The organism is Agromyces aerolatus (assembly GCF_031432255.1).
Classification (GTDB): Bacteria; Actinomycetota; Actinomycetes; order Actinomycetales; family Microbacteriaceae; genus Agromyces.
In genome coordinates, this window is record NZ_JAVKGQ010000024.1 from 21310 (window position 1) to 36945 (window position 15636).

Here is a 15636-nt window from a genome sequence, read left to right on the forward strand (position 1 = left end):
CCGCAGCCGTGTCCCCCGCAAGCCCCGTTCCCTTGCTCAGGAAGCACCGCGCGACACGCCGGAGCCGAAGGCGCGGCGCGCCGCGCCATGTCACGCCGTTCCTGAACAGGGAACGCCGGCGCAAGCCGTTCCGCGCGGGGCGCGGGCTGCATAGGCTGGCGAACGGACTGCGTCCCGTGTGGGACACGAGGGAAGGACCGACATGCCGCGCGAAGTCGATGTCGTCGTGATCGGAGCCGGGCCCGTGGGCGAGAACGTCGCCGACCGGGCACGGGCCGCCGGGCTCGAGGTGGTGATCGTCGAGCGCGAGCTCGTCGGCGGCGAGTGCTCGTACTGGGCGTGCGTCCCCTCGAAGACGTTGCTCAGGAGCGCGGCGGCGCTGCGCGCCGCGCAGCGCGTACCCGGCGCAGCCGAGGCGGTCACGGGCGAGCTCGACGTCGCGGCGGTGTTCCGCCGGCGCAACGCGTTCGTGTCCGACTGGTCCGACCAGGGCGGCGCCGACTGGCTCGACAGCGTCGGCATCGGCCTTGAACGCGGTCAGGGCCGCCTCGACGGACCGCGGCGCGTCGTCGTCGAGCACGCCGACGGGTCACGCACCACGCTCGTAGCGAAGCACGCCGTCGCGGTCGCGACCGGCTCCGATGCCGCGATGCCTGCGATCGACGGGCTCGCCGACGCACGCCCCTGGACGAGCCGCGAGGCGACTTCGGCGCAGGAGGCGCCCGCTCGACTCGCCGTGATCGGCGGGGGCACGGTCGCGGTCGAGATGGCGACCGCGTTCGCCGGGTTCGGCTCCGAGGTCACGGTGCTCGCCCGCAGCGGGCTGCTCTCGGCCCAGGAGCCCTTCGCGGGCGAGGCCGTCGCCGAAGGGCTGCGCGAGCTCGGCGCGACGGTGCGCCTGCACACCTCACCCGAACGCGTCGAACGCAACGACGACGGCGCGACCGTGATCACGCTGCCCGACGGCGAGACCATCGAGGCCGACGAGGTGCTCGTCGCGACCGGCCGTACGCCACGCACACGCGACCTCGGCCTCGAGACCGTCGGACTCGAACCCGGCGAGTGGATCGAGGTCGACGACACGCTGCTCGTCACCGGCACCCGCGCCGGAGACGGCGACGGCGACTGGCTGTACGCGGTCGGCGACGTCACCCGCCGCGCGCTGCTCACGCATCAGGGCAAGTACCAGGCGCGCGCCGCGGGCGATGTGATCGCCGCACGCGCGCTCGGCCGACCGGTCGACAACGCGCCGTGGGGCGTGCACGTCGCCACGGCCGACCACGCCGCGGTGCCGTCGATCGTCTACTCCGAGCCCGAGGTCGCGAGCGTCGGCCTCACCGAGGCCGCGGCGCGTGAGGCCGGGCTCGCGGTGCGAGTGGTCGAGGTCGGGCTCGACGCCGTCAGCGGCACCGGCATCCACTCCGACGGGCCGGCGGGCCGCGCGAAGCTCGTGCTCGACGCCGATCGCGACGTCGTCGTCGGCGCCACGTTCGTCGGGCAGGACGTGGGCGAACTGCTGCAGGCCGCGACGATCGCGATCGTCGGCGAGGTGCCCGTGCGCCGGCTGTGGCACGCGGTACCCGCGTTCCCGTCGGTGAGCGAGATCTGGTTGCGGCTCCTCGAGACGCTGGGACGGCCGGAGGCGGACGCGTGAGCAGGGGCGACGGCGCCGTCGGCAGCAGCAGCAGGCGCGGCAGCGGCAGCGAGTGGAGCGGCTCGGGTGCCGCTACCGGAGCACGCGAGACGAGCGCCGCCCCTCTCGGCTTCCCGGTCGAGCCGCCGTCGCGGGTCTTCCGCATCCGCCTGACCGACTCGCCAGTGAGCCTCGCCGGCTACTGGTTCGCGACCACGGTCGGCGCGACCTGGGGCTTCCTGCTCAGTACCGGGCCGGTCGAGCGGCGGCGCGGGCTCCTCGTCTTCCGGGGCATGCCGAACTGGGCGTTCGGCCGCGGCGGAGCGTGCGTCGGCGGCAGCTACCTCACCGATCGCAACGTGGGCCACCGGGTGCTCGGCCACGAGGCCGTGCACCGCCGGCAGTGGCGCAGGTACGGCATGCTCTTCCCGCTGCTGTACCTCTTCGCGGGCCGGAACCCCCTGAAGAACCGGTTCGAGATCGAGGCCGGGCTCGAGGCCGGCGGCTACCTTCCCCGGCGCCGCGCCCGCTGACGCTGCCCGCGCGCGAGCCCTCCCACCACACCACGTCCGTCCCACCGCACCACGTCCGCGCCACCTCCGCCCCACCGCACCACCGCACCACCTCCGACGTACGGCGCCAGGTACGACCGTCGGCGATGGCGCAGTATGTCGGACGTGGCGCGGCTGCGGCGTCGATGCGTGGGCAGACGGCAGACGGCCCGGATGCCTCGGGCGAGGCATCCGGGCCGGTGACACGCGACTCGGGGGCGCAGCGTTACTGCACGACCGCCGCGATGGCGTCGATGAGCGCGGGCATACCGCCCTCCCAGTCGAAGCTGAGCGCGGTCGGCGGCGACACCGACGACACCGTCACCGGGTCGTACACCTGAGCGACCTTGCCCGCCGCGATCGCGGGCACCGCCTTCAGCTCGGGCTTGGTCAGGACCGCGTCGGCGTCTTCCTTCGTGCTCGAGTAGCTGAGGATGAAGTCGGCCTCGAGCTGGTCGAGCTTCTCGTAGCTGAGGTCGTAGTAGAACCCGCCGTTCGAGGTGTCGAGCTCGGCGACGCTCGGCGCGACCTCGAGCCCGAGCTCGGTGAGGATCGCGATACGCGGGTCGGCGCCGGTGTAGATCGACATGGAGCCGTCGGCGTCCCAGATGCCCGCGAACGTCTGGCCGGCGAACTCGGGGTGCGCCTCGGCCGCTGCGGCGAGCTGCTCGTCGATCGTCGCGAGCACTGCGTCGCCTTCGGCCTCACGGCCGAGCGCCTCGGCGGTGAGCCGGATCGTCTCGTCCCACGGCGTCGTCCACGCGGCCTCGGGGAAGGCCACGACCGGCGCGATCTCCGAGAGCGTCTCGTACTGTTCCTCGGTCAGGCCCGAGTACGGCGCCAGGATGAGGTCGGGCTCGGCCTCGATGAACTCCTCGTAGGGCACCGACGCGCCGCCCTCGGGGTCGCTGAGCAGCGCGGGCAGCTCGACGCCTTCCGCCTCGTAGGCCTCTTCGACCCACGGCAGGTAGTTGCCCTCGCCCACGGTCCACACCTGCTCGGCGACGGCCACGGGGTACACGCCGACCGCGACGGCGGCCTCGGTCGAGCCCCAGCCCCACGTCGCGACGCGCTGCGGGTCGGATTCGATGACCGTCTCGCCGAACGCGTGCTCGATGGTCACGGGGAAGCTGCCGCTCGCCTCGGTGGCGGGCGCGGCGCCCGAGTCGTCGGTGCTGCCCGACGCGCACGCGCTGAGGGCGATCGCGGTGACGGCAACGCCGGCGACGGCGAGCAGTGAACGTCGTAGACGCACGGGAACTCCTTGAGCTCGGTGGGTGGATTAAGGGAAGGCTAACCTAAAGTTCATGCGCCCGCATCACGGAGCGGGCCGTCCGTCTCGAAGTCGAGAGACCCGGCACGCGCGAGCCGGCGCGGGCCGGGCTCACGCCGGTCCGCCGCCGTGGAACCGCCCGATGGGGACGATCATCGGACTGCCCGACACGGGGTCCGGGATGACCCGCGCCGACAGGCCGAACGCCCGCTGCACGATCTCGCTCGTGAGGACGTCGCGCGGCGCCCCCTCGGCGACGATCGCCCCGGCCGACATGACGACGAGGTGGTCGGCGTATCGCGCGGCGAGGTTGAGCTCGTGCAGCACCATGACGACGGTCGTGCCGCGCTCGCGGTTCAGCGAGGTCAGCAGGTCGAGCAGTTCGAGCTGATGGGTCACGTCGAGGAACGTCGTCGGCTCGTCGAGCAGCACGACGTCGGTCTTCTGGGCGAGCACCATCGCGATCCAGACCCGCTGCCGCTGACCGCCCGAGAGCTCGTCGATGGGGCGGTCGGCGAGATCGGCGACCCCGGTCGCGGCGAGCGCCTCGGCGACGACGGCGTCGTCGTCGCTCGAGTGCCGGCCGAACCAGCCCTGGTGCGGGTACCGGCCGCGCCCGACGAGGTCGGCGACGCGCACCCCGTCGGGCGCGATCGACGACTGCGGCAGCACGCCCACCCGGCGGGCGACGTCACGCCGAGGCATCCGCGTCAGGTCCTCGCCGTCGAGCGTGACCCGTCCGGCCTCGAGCGGATGCAGCCGGGCGAGCCCGCGGAGGAGCGTGGACTTGCCGCACGCATTCGGTCCCACGATCGCCGTGATGCGACCGGGCGGCAGGGCGACGTCGAGCCCCTCGATGACGCGGCGGCCGTCGTACCCGAGGGTCACGCCCTCGGCCGCGAGTCCGGGGGCGGCGGTCGGCGTCGACGGGCCGGCTGGCAGGGCGGTCATGCGCGAGAGGTCCTCTCAGTGCGGGCGAGCAGCCAGAGCAGGTAGGGCGCACCGATCACGCCGGTCACGATGCCGACGGGCGCGGTGAAGCCCGGGAGGGCGAACTGCCCGATGACGTCGGCACCCAGCACGAGCAGGGCGCCGACCCCGACCGACGCGGCGAGCGCGGCGCCGCCGCCTCCCACCAGGCGCCGGGCCACCGCGGGCGCGATGAGGGCGACGAACGCGATGGGGCCGGCGACGGAGGTCGCGATCGCGACGAGCGCCACGGCGAGTACGAGCAGCAGCGCGCGGCCCCCGTGCACGCGTACGCCGAGTGCGGCCGCGTGGTCGTCGCCCAGCGCGAGGGGGCCGAGGATCCGCGCGACGACGGCGATGGCGACGAGCCCGACGGCCACGCCCGCGGCGAGCACCGCGAGCTCGCTGCCGCGGACGTCGCCGACGCTGCCGACCGTCCAGTGCAGGGCGGTCTGCGCCTGGCGCACATCGGACCGGGCCAGCAGCCAGGCGACCGTCGAGCCGCACACGTAGCTCATGCCCACGCCGACGAGGACGAACCTGATGCCGTGCAGCCCCCGGCGCCACGCCGCGAGCCAGATCACGATGGCGACGAACAGCGCGCCGCCGAACGCGAGCCCGGCGACCGCTGCACCTCCCACGCCGAGGCCGAGGATGGCCCACACGGCACCGAGGCTCGCGCCCTGCGCGATGCCGAGGATGTCGGGGCTCGCGAGCGGATTGCGCAGCGTCGACTGGAACACCGCGCCCGCGAGCGCGAACGCGGCGCCGACGAGCAGCGCGGCGAGGATCCGGGGCAGCCTGAGGTTGAGCACGACGAAGCGGTCGACCTTCTCACCCCCGCCCACGAGCGCGGCCAGCACCCGGTCGGGCGTGACGCCCGCGGCTCCGAACGACAGCGCGGCCATGGCGAGCGCGAGGGCGCCGACGGTCACGGCCGCGACGATCAGGGCGTATCGACGGCGCTGCCGCGCCCGCCCGGCGACGATGGCGACTCGCGCCTCGTCGGCCGCAGAGGCGGCCGGAGTCGGCGCGGGGCGGGTCGTCATCGAGGTCACAGTCCGGCCACCCGCCGGCTCCGTGCGATCGCGATGAGCACCGGCGCGCCGAGGAATGCCGCGACCACGCCGGCCTCGAGCTCCGAGTTGGGCACGATGAGCCGCCCGATGACGTCGGCCGCGAGCAGCATGACCGGGCCGAGGATGAGCGCCGCGGGCATGATCCACCGGTAGTCGCTGCCCACGAGGCGGCGTGCCGCGTGCGGGACGACGAGCCCGACCAGTGCGATCGGCCCCGCGAGCGCGGTCGCGGTGCCGCATAGCAGCACGATCGCGAGACCGGCCACGGCCCGGGTCGCGCCGACCCGCTGCCCGAGCGCGCTCGCGACGTCGTCGCCGAGGGCGAGCAGGTTGAGACGGTGGGCGAGCGCGGCGGCGAGGATCGTGCCCACGAGCAGGAACGGCCACAGCGTGCCGACCGTGGCCAGGTCGCGGCCGGTGAGGGACCCGACGGCCCAGAACCGGTACTGGTTGAAGGCTTCGGTGTCGCGGATCAGCACGAGCGCGATGAGTGGCGTGAGCAGTGCCGTGAGCGCGGCGCCGACGAGCGCGAGCCGGACGGGCTGCGCGCCGCCGATCGCGAACACCAGCAGCGCCGCGGCGGCCGCACCCGCGAAGGCGAACCAGATGTAGCCGAGCGGCGACGTGATCCCGAGCACCGAGATGCTCAGCACGACCGCGAGCGAGGCGCCCGAGTTGACGCCGAGCAGGCCCGGGTCGGCGATGGGGTTCCGGGTGACGCCCTGGATGAGGGTTCCCGCGAGTCCGAGCGCGATGCCCGCGGCGAGCCCGATGACGGTGCGCGGGATCCGCAGCTGGATGACCACGGCCTGGTCGGCGTCGCTGAGGTCGGGGGCGAGGAGCGCCTGCCACACGGCGGCCGGGTCCATGGCGCGGACGCCGAGGGCGAGGCTGGCCGCGACCGCGGCGAGCAGCGCGAGCGCACACACGACGAGCACGACGATCTTGCGCCAGGCGCCCGGCCGCCGCCGGGCGTCGGCCGGCGAGAGCGCGGCGGTCGCCGAGACTGCGGCACGCCCGACCGGCTTGGTGCTGGACATGACGGCCGGGTCAGTCGAGTTCGGCGCGGCCGCGCCGCCAGTACCCCATGAAGGCCACCTGGCGGCGGTCCATGCCGGCCTCGCGCACGAGGAAGCGACGCAGGGTCTTGATGACGGATGCCTCGCCGGCGAGCCAGGCGTAGCAGTCGCCGTCGAGGCTCACGCCCTCGGGGACGTCCCACAGCGGGGCGTCGTCGAGGTCGGCGCGTTCGGCGGCGTCGAGCGCATACACGGCGTCGGCCGGGGTCGGCGCGCCGGGCAGGCAGCCCTGGGCGCAGCACGTGCGGGCGACCCAGTCGCGCACGGCGGGGATGAGCCGCTCGCCGTGGACCACGTCGGCGCTCGACCGGGCGAGCCAGCGCACCTCGACGCCGGCGGGCGCGCGTACGGCGAGCCGGTCGTCGGCCGTGGGCACCTCGATCATGGCGACGCCCGTGGCCTCGGCCGGCAGCTGCTCGAGGATCGCGCAGATCGCGGGCGCCGCGGTCTCGTCGCCCGCGAGCAGCACGGTGTCGACCGTGCCGGGCCGGAAGTCGATGCCGAGCGCGCGGCCCGGGCTGAGCTCGTCGGGCCCGATGAGCACGATCTCGTCGCCGGGGGCCGCGGACATCGCCCACGCGGACGCCGGCCCGAGGTCGCCGTGCAGCGCGAAGTCGATGTCGACCTCGCGGTCGTCGGGCCGGACGGCGCGCACGGTGTAGGTGCGGAAGGTGTTGCGGCGCTCGGCGGGCAGTTCGCGCCAGGCCTGGTACCAGTCCTCACCGTCGGGGAAGTCGATGAAGCCCCGTCCGGCGATGGGCAGGACGACCTTCACGCGCTGGTCGAGCCCCGCGGTGCCGAACTCGGCGAGCTCGTCGCCCGCGAACGTGACGCGCGTGAAGTGCGGCGACATGCGCACGACGCGGGCGACGCTCGTTCGGAAGCTGCGGTAGGCCGGGCGCGGGCGCAGCTCCGCTTCGACGAGTGAGGTAAGCATTACCTAAGCATCGCACAGGCCGGGGCATCCGTCGAACCCGGACGCGACCGACTTCACCGGGTCGCGGATCAGCGGCCCGATCCGGCGACCGCGGCTACCAGACCGGCGGCCGCCGCCGCGCCGCCGTGAGTCCCGCGGCGCGCTCGAGGCGCGACGCGATCGCGAACAGCGTCGCCTCTCCCCCGGGCCGGCCGATCAGCTGCACGCCCATGGGCTGCCCGTCCTCGGTGAAGGTCATCGGCAGCGTGATCGCGGGCAGCCCCACGACGTTGACGAACGACGTGTACGGCGTGAACGCGACCTGCTGGGCGAAGTTCCGCTCGCCGTCCTCGGCGTCGTACCAGCCGACGGGGCGCGGGGTCATCGCGAGTGCGGGTGTGAGCACCGCGTCATACGGCGCGAAGCGGCGGATCGTCCGGCGCTCGTACTCGGCGAGCCACGCGAGCGATTCGGCGAGCGTGCGCGCGGAGAGGGCTCGGCCGCGGCCCACGAGCCAGCGCGTGAGCGGCTCCAGGAGCTCCAGGCGATCGCCGTCGACCGGGATCGAGGCCGCGCCGGCCTGCCAGATCGCGCGGAACGCCTCGGCATAGTCGGGCTCGGGCGCGGGCGGGATCGCCTCCACCCCGTACCCGGCCCCGTCGAGCAGCTCGATCCCCCGGTCGAGCGCGACCCGCGCTTCGGGCTCGAGAACGATCTCGGTGAAGTCGTCCCACGGCGTGTCGCCGAGCACCCCGATCTGGAACCGCCCCTCGCCGCGGATCGCGGCTCCGAGGTACGGGCCGTCGTCGCCGGGCGCGCGCACCGCGAACGGATGCTCCGCCGGGTAGCCGCCCGGTGCGATCAGTCCGTCGAGCAGCAGCGCGGCGTCGGCCACGGTACGCGCGATCGGCCCCGCGACGACCAGCCCGGCGAGCGCCCTGAGCCCTGAGCCGCCGGGCACCCGCCCGCGCGAGGGCTTGACGCCGACGAGTCCGCACGAGGCGGCCGGGATGCGCACCGAGCCGCCGCCGTCCGAGCCGGGCGCGAACGGCAGCAGGCCTGCGGCGACCGCGGCAGCGGCTCCGCCGCTCGAGCCTCCGGCGTGCCGGGAGAGGTCCCACGGGTCGCGCGCTGCCGGGACGGCGGCGCCCTCGGTGTAGCACGGGAGTCCGAACTCGGGCGTCGCGGTCTTGCCGAGGCTCACCGCGCCCGCGGTGTCCACGGCCTCGACGAGCGCGTCGGACGTGTCGGGCACGAAGCCTTCGAACGTCCGCGACCCGAACCGCGTCGGCACCCCGGCACGCTGCTCGAGGTCCTTGTCGGCGAGCGGCATGCCCCAGAGCGGCGCGGCCTTCGGCACGTGTCGTTCGACGTGCCGGGCCCGTTCGATCGCGCGCTCGGCGTCCACGTGCGCGAAGGCGCCGACCTCGGCTCCCAGCCGGTCGACGCGGGCGAGGAAGTGCTCGGCCGCCTGCACCGGCGTGACCTCGTCGCGCTGCAGCAGCTGATGCAACTCGAGGGCGGTGAGTTCGTGCAGCTCGTCGGGAGGCGTCATGCCATCGAGCCTGGCACATCTCCCCCGCCGGTCGAGGACTTGCGAGCTCGTCAGTGCTTGAGCGAGCGCTGCAGCAGCACCGTGCCGAGCCAGCGGTCGAACTTGAACCCCACCCGGCCCATGCGCCCGATCTCGGTGAATCCGAACTTCTCGTGCAGCGCGAGGGACGCCTCGGCCCCCTGGTCGGCGATGACCGCGATCATCTCTTTGAGCCCCGCGGCCTTCGAACGCGCGATGAGCTCGCCGAGCAGGGCGCGGCCGAGCCCCTTGCCCGAGGCCGCAGGGCCGAGGTAGATCGAGCTCTCGACGGTGTACCGGTAGGCGCGTTTCTGCTTCCAGGGCGAGACCAGCGCGTAGCCGAGCAGTTGCCCGCTCGGCGCCTCGGCCACGAGGAACGGCATGCCGAGCTTCTCGAGGTACGCGAACTTCTGCTTCCACTCGCGGAGCGTCATGGCGTCCTCGTCGAACGTCACGGTCGAGTTGGCGACGTAGTGGTTGTAGATCTCGCGCACGGCCGGGAGGTCGGCGGCTCGCGCATCGCGGAGCGTGAACTCGAACGCGGGCTCGGCGGGCGCCGGCTTGCGCAGGTGCGGCGGCAGCACCCGGCGCGGCTGGTATTCCTCCTCGAGCATCCGGTCACGATACCCCGGGATTGTGTCGGCGGGATGACGTGACCCGGAATCGGCCGGTCAGCTGCCGACCGCGGGCGCGAGGCGCCAGTCGACCGGCGCGGCGCCCTGCTGTTCGAGGAGGAGGTTCGCCCGGCTGAACGGCTTGGAGCCGAAGAAGCCGCGCGATGCCGACAGCGGGCTCGGGTGCACCGACTCGATGACCGGCGTGTCGCCGAGCATCGGGCGCAGCGATTGCGCATCCCGGCCCCACAGGACGGCGACGAGGGGGACGCCTCGTTCGACGAGGACCCGGATCGCGTGGTCGGTCACCCGCTCCCACCCCTTGCCCCGGTGCGAGGCCGGCGTGCCGGGGCGGACCGTGAGCACGCGGTTGAGCAGCATGACGCCGTTCCGGCTCCAGGCGCCGAGGTCGCCATGCGCGGGCGGCTCGATGCCGAGGTCGTCGCGGAGTTCGCGGTAGATGTTCTGCAGGCTTCTGGGCAGCGGGCGCACGTGCGCCTCGACCGCGAAGGACAGGCCGATCGGATGCCCCGGCGTGGGGTAGGGATCTTGACCGACGATGAGCACGCGTACGTCGTCGAGCGGCGCGGAGAAGGCCCGCAGCACGCGCGTGCCCTCGGGCAGGTAGCCGTGCCCGGCCGCCGTCTCGGCGCGCAGGAAGTCGCCCATGCGGGCGAGGTCGCCGGCGACGGGCGCGAGCGCCTCGGCCCACGTCGGATGGATGAGCCCCTCGGCGGCGAGCTCGTCGAGCCCCTTCGCCACGGCGATCACGCGCCCATCGTCGAGACGACCACGCCGGACTCGCCGGGCAGCACACGCCACACGCTGCCGTCGCCCACGACCCCGAGACCGCCCTCGCCGACCACGAGCGCGGTGCGCTCGTCGATCGCGAGCCCGCCCTCGACGAGCCCGGCCTCGACCACGGCGATGAGCCTCGACACCGTGCCCCACTGCGCGGCGTGCGCATCGATCGCGACGTCGACGAGCCCGATGCCGGGCGCGACCGTCACCTCGTCGAGCCCTTCGGCGGCGAGCTCGGGGGCCACGGCGACGCCGCCGATCCGCCAGCCGCCGATGATCGCGCGCTCCGCGGCGATCGCGGCTCCGGCCGAGCAGCCGAGATACGGCACGCCGGCCGCGACCTGGCGGCGCAGCTCGCCGAAGTGCGGCTCGAGGAGCTCCCGGTAGGCGGGCGTCCGGCCGCCGCCGATCACGATGCCGTCGACCTCGCCGAACGCCGAGGCCGGCACCTCGCCGTGCTCGGCCACCGTGGTCGGGTGCACGTCGAGCTCGGCCTCGGCCGAGGCATCCGGATCGAGCTCGCGATGCAGCTGGGCGGCGAGCCGGCTCGCGTGCCCGGCCGCGTCGTCGCCGATCGCGACCAGCGCGACCCGCGGACGGGCGCGCCCGGCCGTGCGTGCGCTAGCCACGACTTCGGCGACGAAGCCCGTGAACTCAGGGCTCGCGCCGTCGTGCTCGGCGCTGCCCGCGAGATGCACGCTCATGCCGCGGCCTCCACGACGTGGACGTGCGGCTGCGCCGCTCTGCTGCCGATGGCGGAGGAGGTGGCGTCGAAGCTCATCAGGCCAGGTTAGCCGTCGGACCTTCGGTCGGGCGGGTCGACGGGAGGCTGTGGACGGGGCTCGGCGAGCACGTCTGAATCGAGCCCGGGGCGCGCCGGGAACGTCTCGTCGGCCGCGCGTTCGGCTGACGTGTCGTGGCCGCCGTGGTGGCGCAGTCTCGCGATCCGCTCGTTCAGCACCGAGATGATCGTCGCCGACGCGGTGCCGACGATCGCGACGCCGCCGATCATGAGCAGCACCGCGTAGAACCGGCCCGCCGCCGTGATCGGGTACTCATCGCCGTACCCGACCGTGGCGATGGTCACGAACGCCCACCAGATCGCGTCGCCGAACGTGAGGATGTTGGCCCCCGGTGCGTTGCGTTCGGCCTGCAGCGTCGCGAGCGCGAGGAAGTAGATGAACGCGAGCGCGTACGAGGTCGCGAACACGATGAACTGCGCGCGCACCGCGCCGCCGGTGCGGCGACGCAGATACGGGATCTGATTCAGCAGCTCGAGCACGCGGAGGGCCCGGAACAGCGGGATCAGACCCGAGAGCACGTCGATGGGGTGCGTGAAGACGAAACGCCAGCGCCCGCCGCGCGGGGTCAGCGCGATCCGCACGAGCACGTCCGTGAGGAACACGATCCAGCTCGTCAGGAGGATGACGACGAGCGGCGTGTGCCACGCCGAGTCCACGTCGACCGCGAGCACGAAGATCGAGTAGGCGACGATGAACGCGAGGCCCAGCGCGGCCAGCGGCACGGCGGTGACGCGCTCCCACGCGTCGCGGCGGGGCGCCGGCAGGGCTGGGCCGGCGCTCACGGCCGGCGCCTCCCCCGCACCTCGAGGTCGCCCTTCGCGACGAGGTGCGGAGCGGACTGCGCGACCGGTTTCACGACGATGAGGTCGAGGTCGACGTGGCGCGGCTTGGTGATCGCGTCGACGATGACCGCGGCGACGTCTTCGGCCACGAGCGGCTCGGGGACGTTCGCGTAGACGTCGTCGGCACGCTCCTGGTCGCCGTCGAACCGCACGAGCGAGAACTCCTCGGTCTTCACCATGCCGGGCGCGACCTCGATGACGCGGATCGGCTCGCCCGAGAGCTCGAGCCGCAGCACCTCGGTCATGGCGTGCTGCGCATACTTCGCGGCGTTGTACCCGCCGCCGCCCACATAGGAGAGGTGCCCCGCGATCGAGGTCAGGTTCAGCAGGTCAGCGACGCCGCGTTCGATCGCGCCCGTCCGCAGCAGCGGCAGCAGCGCGCTCGTGACGAGCTTGGTGCCGAGCACGTTGACGCGGAACATCCACTCCCAGTCGGCGGCGTCCGAGTCCTCGACCGAGGCGAGCCCCTTCGCACCGCCGGCGTTGTTCACGAGCGCGTGCACCGCGCCCGTCTCCGCCAGGTGATCGGCGAGCGCGGCGACGTCGGCCTCGCTGGTGACATCGGCGACGAAGACGGATGCCCCGGTCTCCTCGGCGAGCGCGCGGAGCCGGTCCTCGCGGCGGGCGACGCCGACGACCTCCCACCCTTCCGCACGGAGGGCGCGGACGGTCGCCGCACCGATCCCCGAGCTCGCACCGGTCACCACTGCACGCAAACGAACCATGGCCCCATTCTGCCGAACCACGGCCGCGCGCGAGCGCAACCACGGCCGCGATCCCGGCTCGTGCGGAAGAATGGGCCGATGCAGATCGATCCGCCGGCGCCGCGCACGCGCAAGCGCGTCCCCCTGTGGGACAACGCCCGCTGGATCGCGATCACGCTCGTCGTCATCGGGCACGGCATCCTCCCGCTGATCGCCGAGGACGATGCCGCGTACAGCGTCTACCTGTCCATCTACTCGTTCCACGTCGCGGTGTTCGTGACGGTCGCCGGATACTTCGCGAAGTCGGGCCCGCCCACGGCGCGTTCGCTGAGGCAGGTGCTGACCGACATCGTCTTCCCGTACGTCATCTTCGAGACGATCTGGACCGTCATCCGGTTCGCGCTCGGCGGCGAGTTCGACCTCGACTACTCGACCGCCTCCTGGACGCTGTGGTTCCTGATCGCGCTCGCGGTCTGGCGCATCGCGCTGCCCTACCTCGTGCTGCTGCGCTTCCCGCTCACGATCGCGGTGATCATCTCGATCGCCGCGGGCTACACCGAGTCGATCGACTCGACGCTCGCGCTGACCCGCACGTTCGGCATGTTCCCGTTCTTCGTGTTCGGCTGGAAGCTGCGCCAGATGCAGCTCACCGGCCGCTGGCTCGAGCTGCGCCCGGCGATCGTGTGGCGCTGGCGAGCCGGCGCGATCGCGGTCTTCGCGGCGCTGCTCGTGCTCATGCCGATCGCGATCGAGACCTGGCGGGATCTGCGCTTGCGCCGGTTCATGCTCTACGACGAGTCGTACGTGGCGATCGGCTACGACGAGCCGTGGTCGGGCGCGATCAGGCTGGTGCTGCTCACCCTGGCGATGCTGCTCGCCGTGGCGTTCCTGATCCTCATGCCGCGCGGCCGGCACTGGTTCACGCCGTTCGGGGCCGCCACTATGTACATCTACCTGCTGCACAGTTTCGTGCTCTACCCGATCCGCGAGTCCGACGTCCTCGCCGGGCAGCAGCCGTTCTGGGTGCTGCCGGTCATGATCGTGTTCTGCATCGGCGTCTCGATCGTGTTGTCGCTGAAGCCCGTGCGCCGCATCTTCCGGCCCCTCGTCGAACCGCGCGCCCGCTGGCTGTTCCGGGCGGATCCCGCGACACCCACCGGCACGATCGTGCTGCCTGCCGACGCCCTGCCGCCTGCGGCGCCCCCGGCCGACCCGCCGCCGCGCGACCCCAGCGGCCCCGACCGCGGCTGAGGACCCGCGCCCGCGTGTGTCGGCATGTGTCGGCGACCGTTGCCGGGCACGCGCTGGCGCTCGTACGGTGGTGCGCATGATGCGGCCGGCCCGCACGCGACCGTGAAGCCCATGAAGGAGACCCCATGACCGAGAACACCGCCGACTGGCGCTTCGAGACGAAGCAGGTGCACTCGGGCGCCGCACCCGACCCCGTGACCAAGGCCCGTGCGACCCCGATCTACCAGACGACCTCGTACGTGTTCGACAACGCCGATCACGCGAAGAACCTGTTCGCGCTCGCGGAGTTCGGCAACATCTACACACGCATCCAGAACCCCACGCAGGCCGTCGTCGAGGAGCGCCTCGCGGCGCTCGAGGGGGGCACCGGCGCCCTGCTCGTGGCCTCCGGCCAGGCGGCTGAGACGTTCGCGGTGCTGAACATCGCGCAGGCGGGCGACCACATCGTGTCGAGCTCGTCGATCTACGGCGGCACGTACAACCTGTTCAAGTACACGCTCGCGAAGCTCGGCATCGAGACCACGTTCGTCGAGAACCAGGACGACGCCGACGAGTGGCGCCGCGCGATCCGGCCGAACACGAAGCTCTTCTTCGCCGAGACGATCGGCAACCCGAAGATCAACGTGCTCGACATCCGGCTCGTCGCCGACATCGCGCACGAGGCGGGCATCCCGCTCATCGTCGACAACACGATCGCGACGCCGTATCTCATCCGCCCGTTCGAGCACGGCGCCGACATCGTGCTGCACTCGGCGACGAAGTTCCTCGGCGGGCACGGCACCGTCGTCGGCGGCGTCATCGTGGACGGCGGCACGTTCGAGTGGTCCAAGAACGTTGACAAGTTCCCGGGCCTCACCGAGCCCGACCCGTCGTACCACGGCGCGAGCTACACGACCGCGGTCGGCGACGGCCTCGCGTACATCATCAAGGCGCGCGTGCAGCTGCTGCGCGACCTCGGCTCGGCGATCTCGCCGAACAACGCCTGGCAGCTGCTGCAGGGCATCGAGACGCTGTCGCTGCGCATCGAACGGCACGTGCAGAACACGCAGGAGATCGCGGAGTGGCTCGACAACCACCCCGACATCGCGAGCGTGAACTACTCGGGCCTGCCCTCGAGCCCCTGGTACGCCGCGGCCAACCGGTACGCGCCGAAGGGCGTCGGCGCGGTGCTGTCGTTCGAGCTCAAGGGCGGCGTGGACGCCGGTCGTGCCCTGGTCGACAACCTCAAGCTGTTCAGCCACCTGGCGAACATCGGCGACGTGCGTTCGCTCGTCATCCACCCGGCGTCGACGACGCACTCGCAGCTCACGCCCGAGCAGCAGCTCACGACGGGTGTCACGCCCGGGCTCGTTCGGCTGTCGGTCGGAATCGAGCACGTCGACGACCTCAAGGCCGACCTCTCGGCGGGCCTCGCGGCGGCGCGCGCCGCGACCGAGGCGGCGCGCGTCTGACACGCCCGGGTCACCACGACGAGCGGATGCCTCGGAGCCACGGTGAACTGGTCCCCAGATGTTGGACTGGCCGAGTAGGAGCTTAGGGCTACGCCGC

15 protein-coding genes are annotated in these 15636 nt (G+C 72.9%); 4 read left to right on the forward strand and 11 right to left on the reverse strand.

All coding sequences use genetic code 11. The features are described from left to right. Nucleotides 1–202: 202 nt before the first annotated feature. Nucleotides 203–1654 carry a dihydrolipoyl dehydrogenase family protein gene (locus tag RH864_RS18430; protein ID WP_310519040.1) on the forward strand — a complete coding sequence of 484 codons (1452 nt, stop codon included), beginning with the start codon at nucleotides 203–205 and terminating at the stop codon, nucleotides 1652–1654. 143 nt (nucleotides 1655–1797) lie between these two features. After that, nucleotides 1798–2166, forward strand: a complete 369-nt coding sequence (locus RH864_RS18435) for a Fe-S oxidoreductase (RefSeq protein ID WP_310519053.1) — start codon at nucleotides 1798–1800, stop codon at nucleotides 2164–2166. A 244-nt stretch (nucleotides 2167–2410) separates the two neighbouring features. On the opposite strand, the gene RH864_RS18440 is transcribed toward RH864_RS18435, so the two are convergent. From RH864_RS18440 to RH864_RS18490, 11 genes are all read right to left on the reverse strand, one after another. Next, nucleotides 2411–3439, reverse strand: a complete 1029-nt coding sequence (locus RH864_RS18440; RefSeq protein WP_310519041.1) for an iron-siderophore ABC transporter substrate-binding protein — start codon at nucleotides 3437–3439, stop codon at nucleotides 2411–2413. Between the two features lie 129 nt (nucleotides 3440–3568). Next, entirely contained in the window at nucleotides 3569–4408 is an 840-nt protein-coding gene (locus tag RH864_RS18445; RefSeq protein WP_310519042.1) for an ABC transporter ATP-binding protein, read from the reverse strand. Beyond that, nucleotides 4405–5475 carry a FecCD family ABC transporter permease gene (locus RH864_RS18450; protein ID WP_310519043.1) on the reverse strand — a complete coding sequence of 357 codons (1071 nt, stop codon included), beginning with the start codon at nucleotides 5473–5475 and terminating at the stop codon, nucleotides 4405–4407. The genes RH864_RS18445 and RH864_RS18450 overlap by 4 nt, the downstream gene beginning before the upstream one ends. A gap of 5 nt (nucleotides 5476–5480) precedes the next feature. After that, nucleotides 5481–6545 carry a FecCD family ABC transporter permease gene (locus RH864_RS18455; RefSeq protein WP_310519044.1) on the reverse strand — a complete coding sequence of 355 codons (1065 nt, stop codon included), beginning with the start codon at nucleotides 6543–6545 and terminating at the stop codon, nucleotides 5481–5483. Between the two features lie 10 nt (nucleotides 6546–6555). Next, nucleotides 6556–7521 (reverse strand): siderophore-interacting protein, encoded by a 966-nt coding sequence (locus RH864_RS18460; protein ID WP_310519045.1) that lies wholly within the window; start codon nucleotides 7519–7521, stop codon nucleotides 6556–6558. Between the two features lie 94 nt (nucleotides 7522–7615). Continuing rightward, the gene (locus tag RH864_RS18465) at nucleotides 7616–9055 is read right to left on the reverse strand and encodes an amidase (RefSeq protein WP_310519046.1); all 1440 of its coding nucleotides are present in this window, start codon (nucleotides 9053–9055) and stop codon (nucleotides 7616–7618) included. Nucleotides 9056–9105: 50 nt separating this feature from the next. Next, nucleotides 9106–9687, reverse strand: coding sequence for a GNAT family N-acetyltransferase (locus tag RH864_RS18470; RefSeq protein WP_310519047.1), 582 nt, complete (start codon nucleotides 9685–9687; stop codon nucleotides 9106–9108). Nucleotides 9688–9744: 57 nt separating this feature from the next. Next, nucleotides 9745–10449: a uracil-DNA glycosylase gene (locus RH864_RS18475; protein ID WP_310519054.1), complete on the reverse strand. Its 705-nt coding sequence runs from the start codon at nucleotides 10447–10449 to the stop codon at nucleotides 9745–9747. A 5-nt stretch (nucleotides 10450–10454) separates the two neighbouring features. Further along, a complete protein-coding gene (locus tag RH864_RS18480; protein ID WP_310519048.1) occupies nucleotides 10455–11192 on the reverse strand; it encodes a Type 1 glutamine amidotransferase-like domain-containing protein in 738 nt (245 codons plus the stop codon). A gap of 86 nt (nucleotides 11193–11278) precedes the next feature. Then, nucleotides 11279–12073 carry a potassium channel family protein gene (locus RH864_RS18485; protein ID WP_310519049.1) on the reverse strand — a complete coding sequence of 265 codons (795 nt, stop codon included), beginning with the start codon at nucleotides 12071–12073 and terminating at the stop codon, nucleotides 11279–11281. Beyond that, nucleotides 12070–12858, reverse strand: coding sequence for an SDR family oxidoreductase (locus RH864_RS18490; RefSeq protein ID WP_310519050.1), 789 nt, complete (start codon nucleotides 12856–12858; stop codon nucleotides 12070–12072). The genes RH864_RS18485 and RH864_RS18490 overlap by 4 nt, the downstream gene beginning before the upstream one ends. 78 nt (nucleotides 12859–12936) lie before the next feature. On the opposite strand from RH864_RS18490, the gene RH864_RS18495 reads away from it, so the two are divergent. Together RH864_RS18495 and RH864_RS18500 are read left to right on the forward strand one after the other, a co-directional pair. Further along, on the forward strand, nucleotides 12937–14088 hold the full coding sequence (locus RH864_RS18495) for an acyltransferase family protein (protein WP_310519051.1): 1152 nt from the start codon (nucleotides 12937–12939) through the stop codon (nucleotides 14086–14088). A gap of 125 nt (nucleotides 14089–14213) precedes the next feature. Beyond that, entirely contained in the window at nucleotides 14214–15539 is a 1326-nt protein-coding gene (locus RH864_RS18500; RefSeq protein ID WP_310519052.1) for a bifunctional o-acetylhomoserine/o-acetylserine sulfhydrylase, read from the forward strand. Nucleotides 15540–15636: the final 97 nt, after the last annotated feature.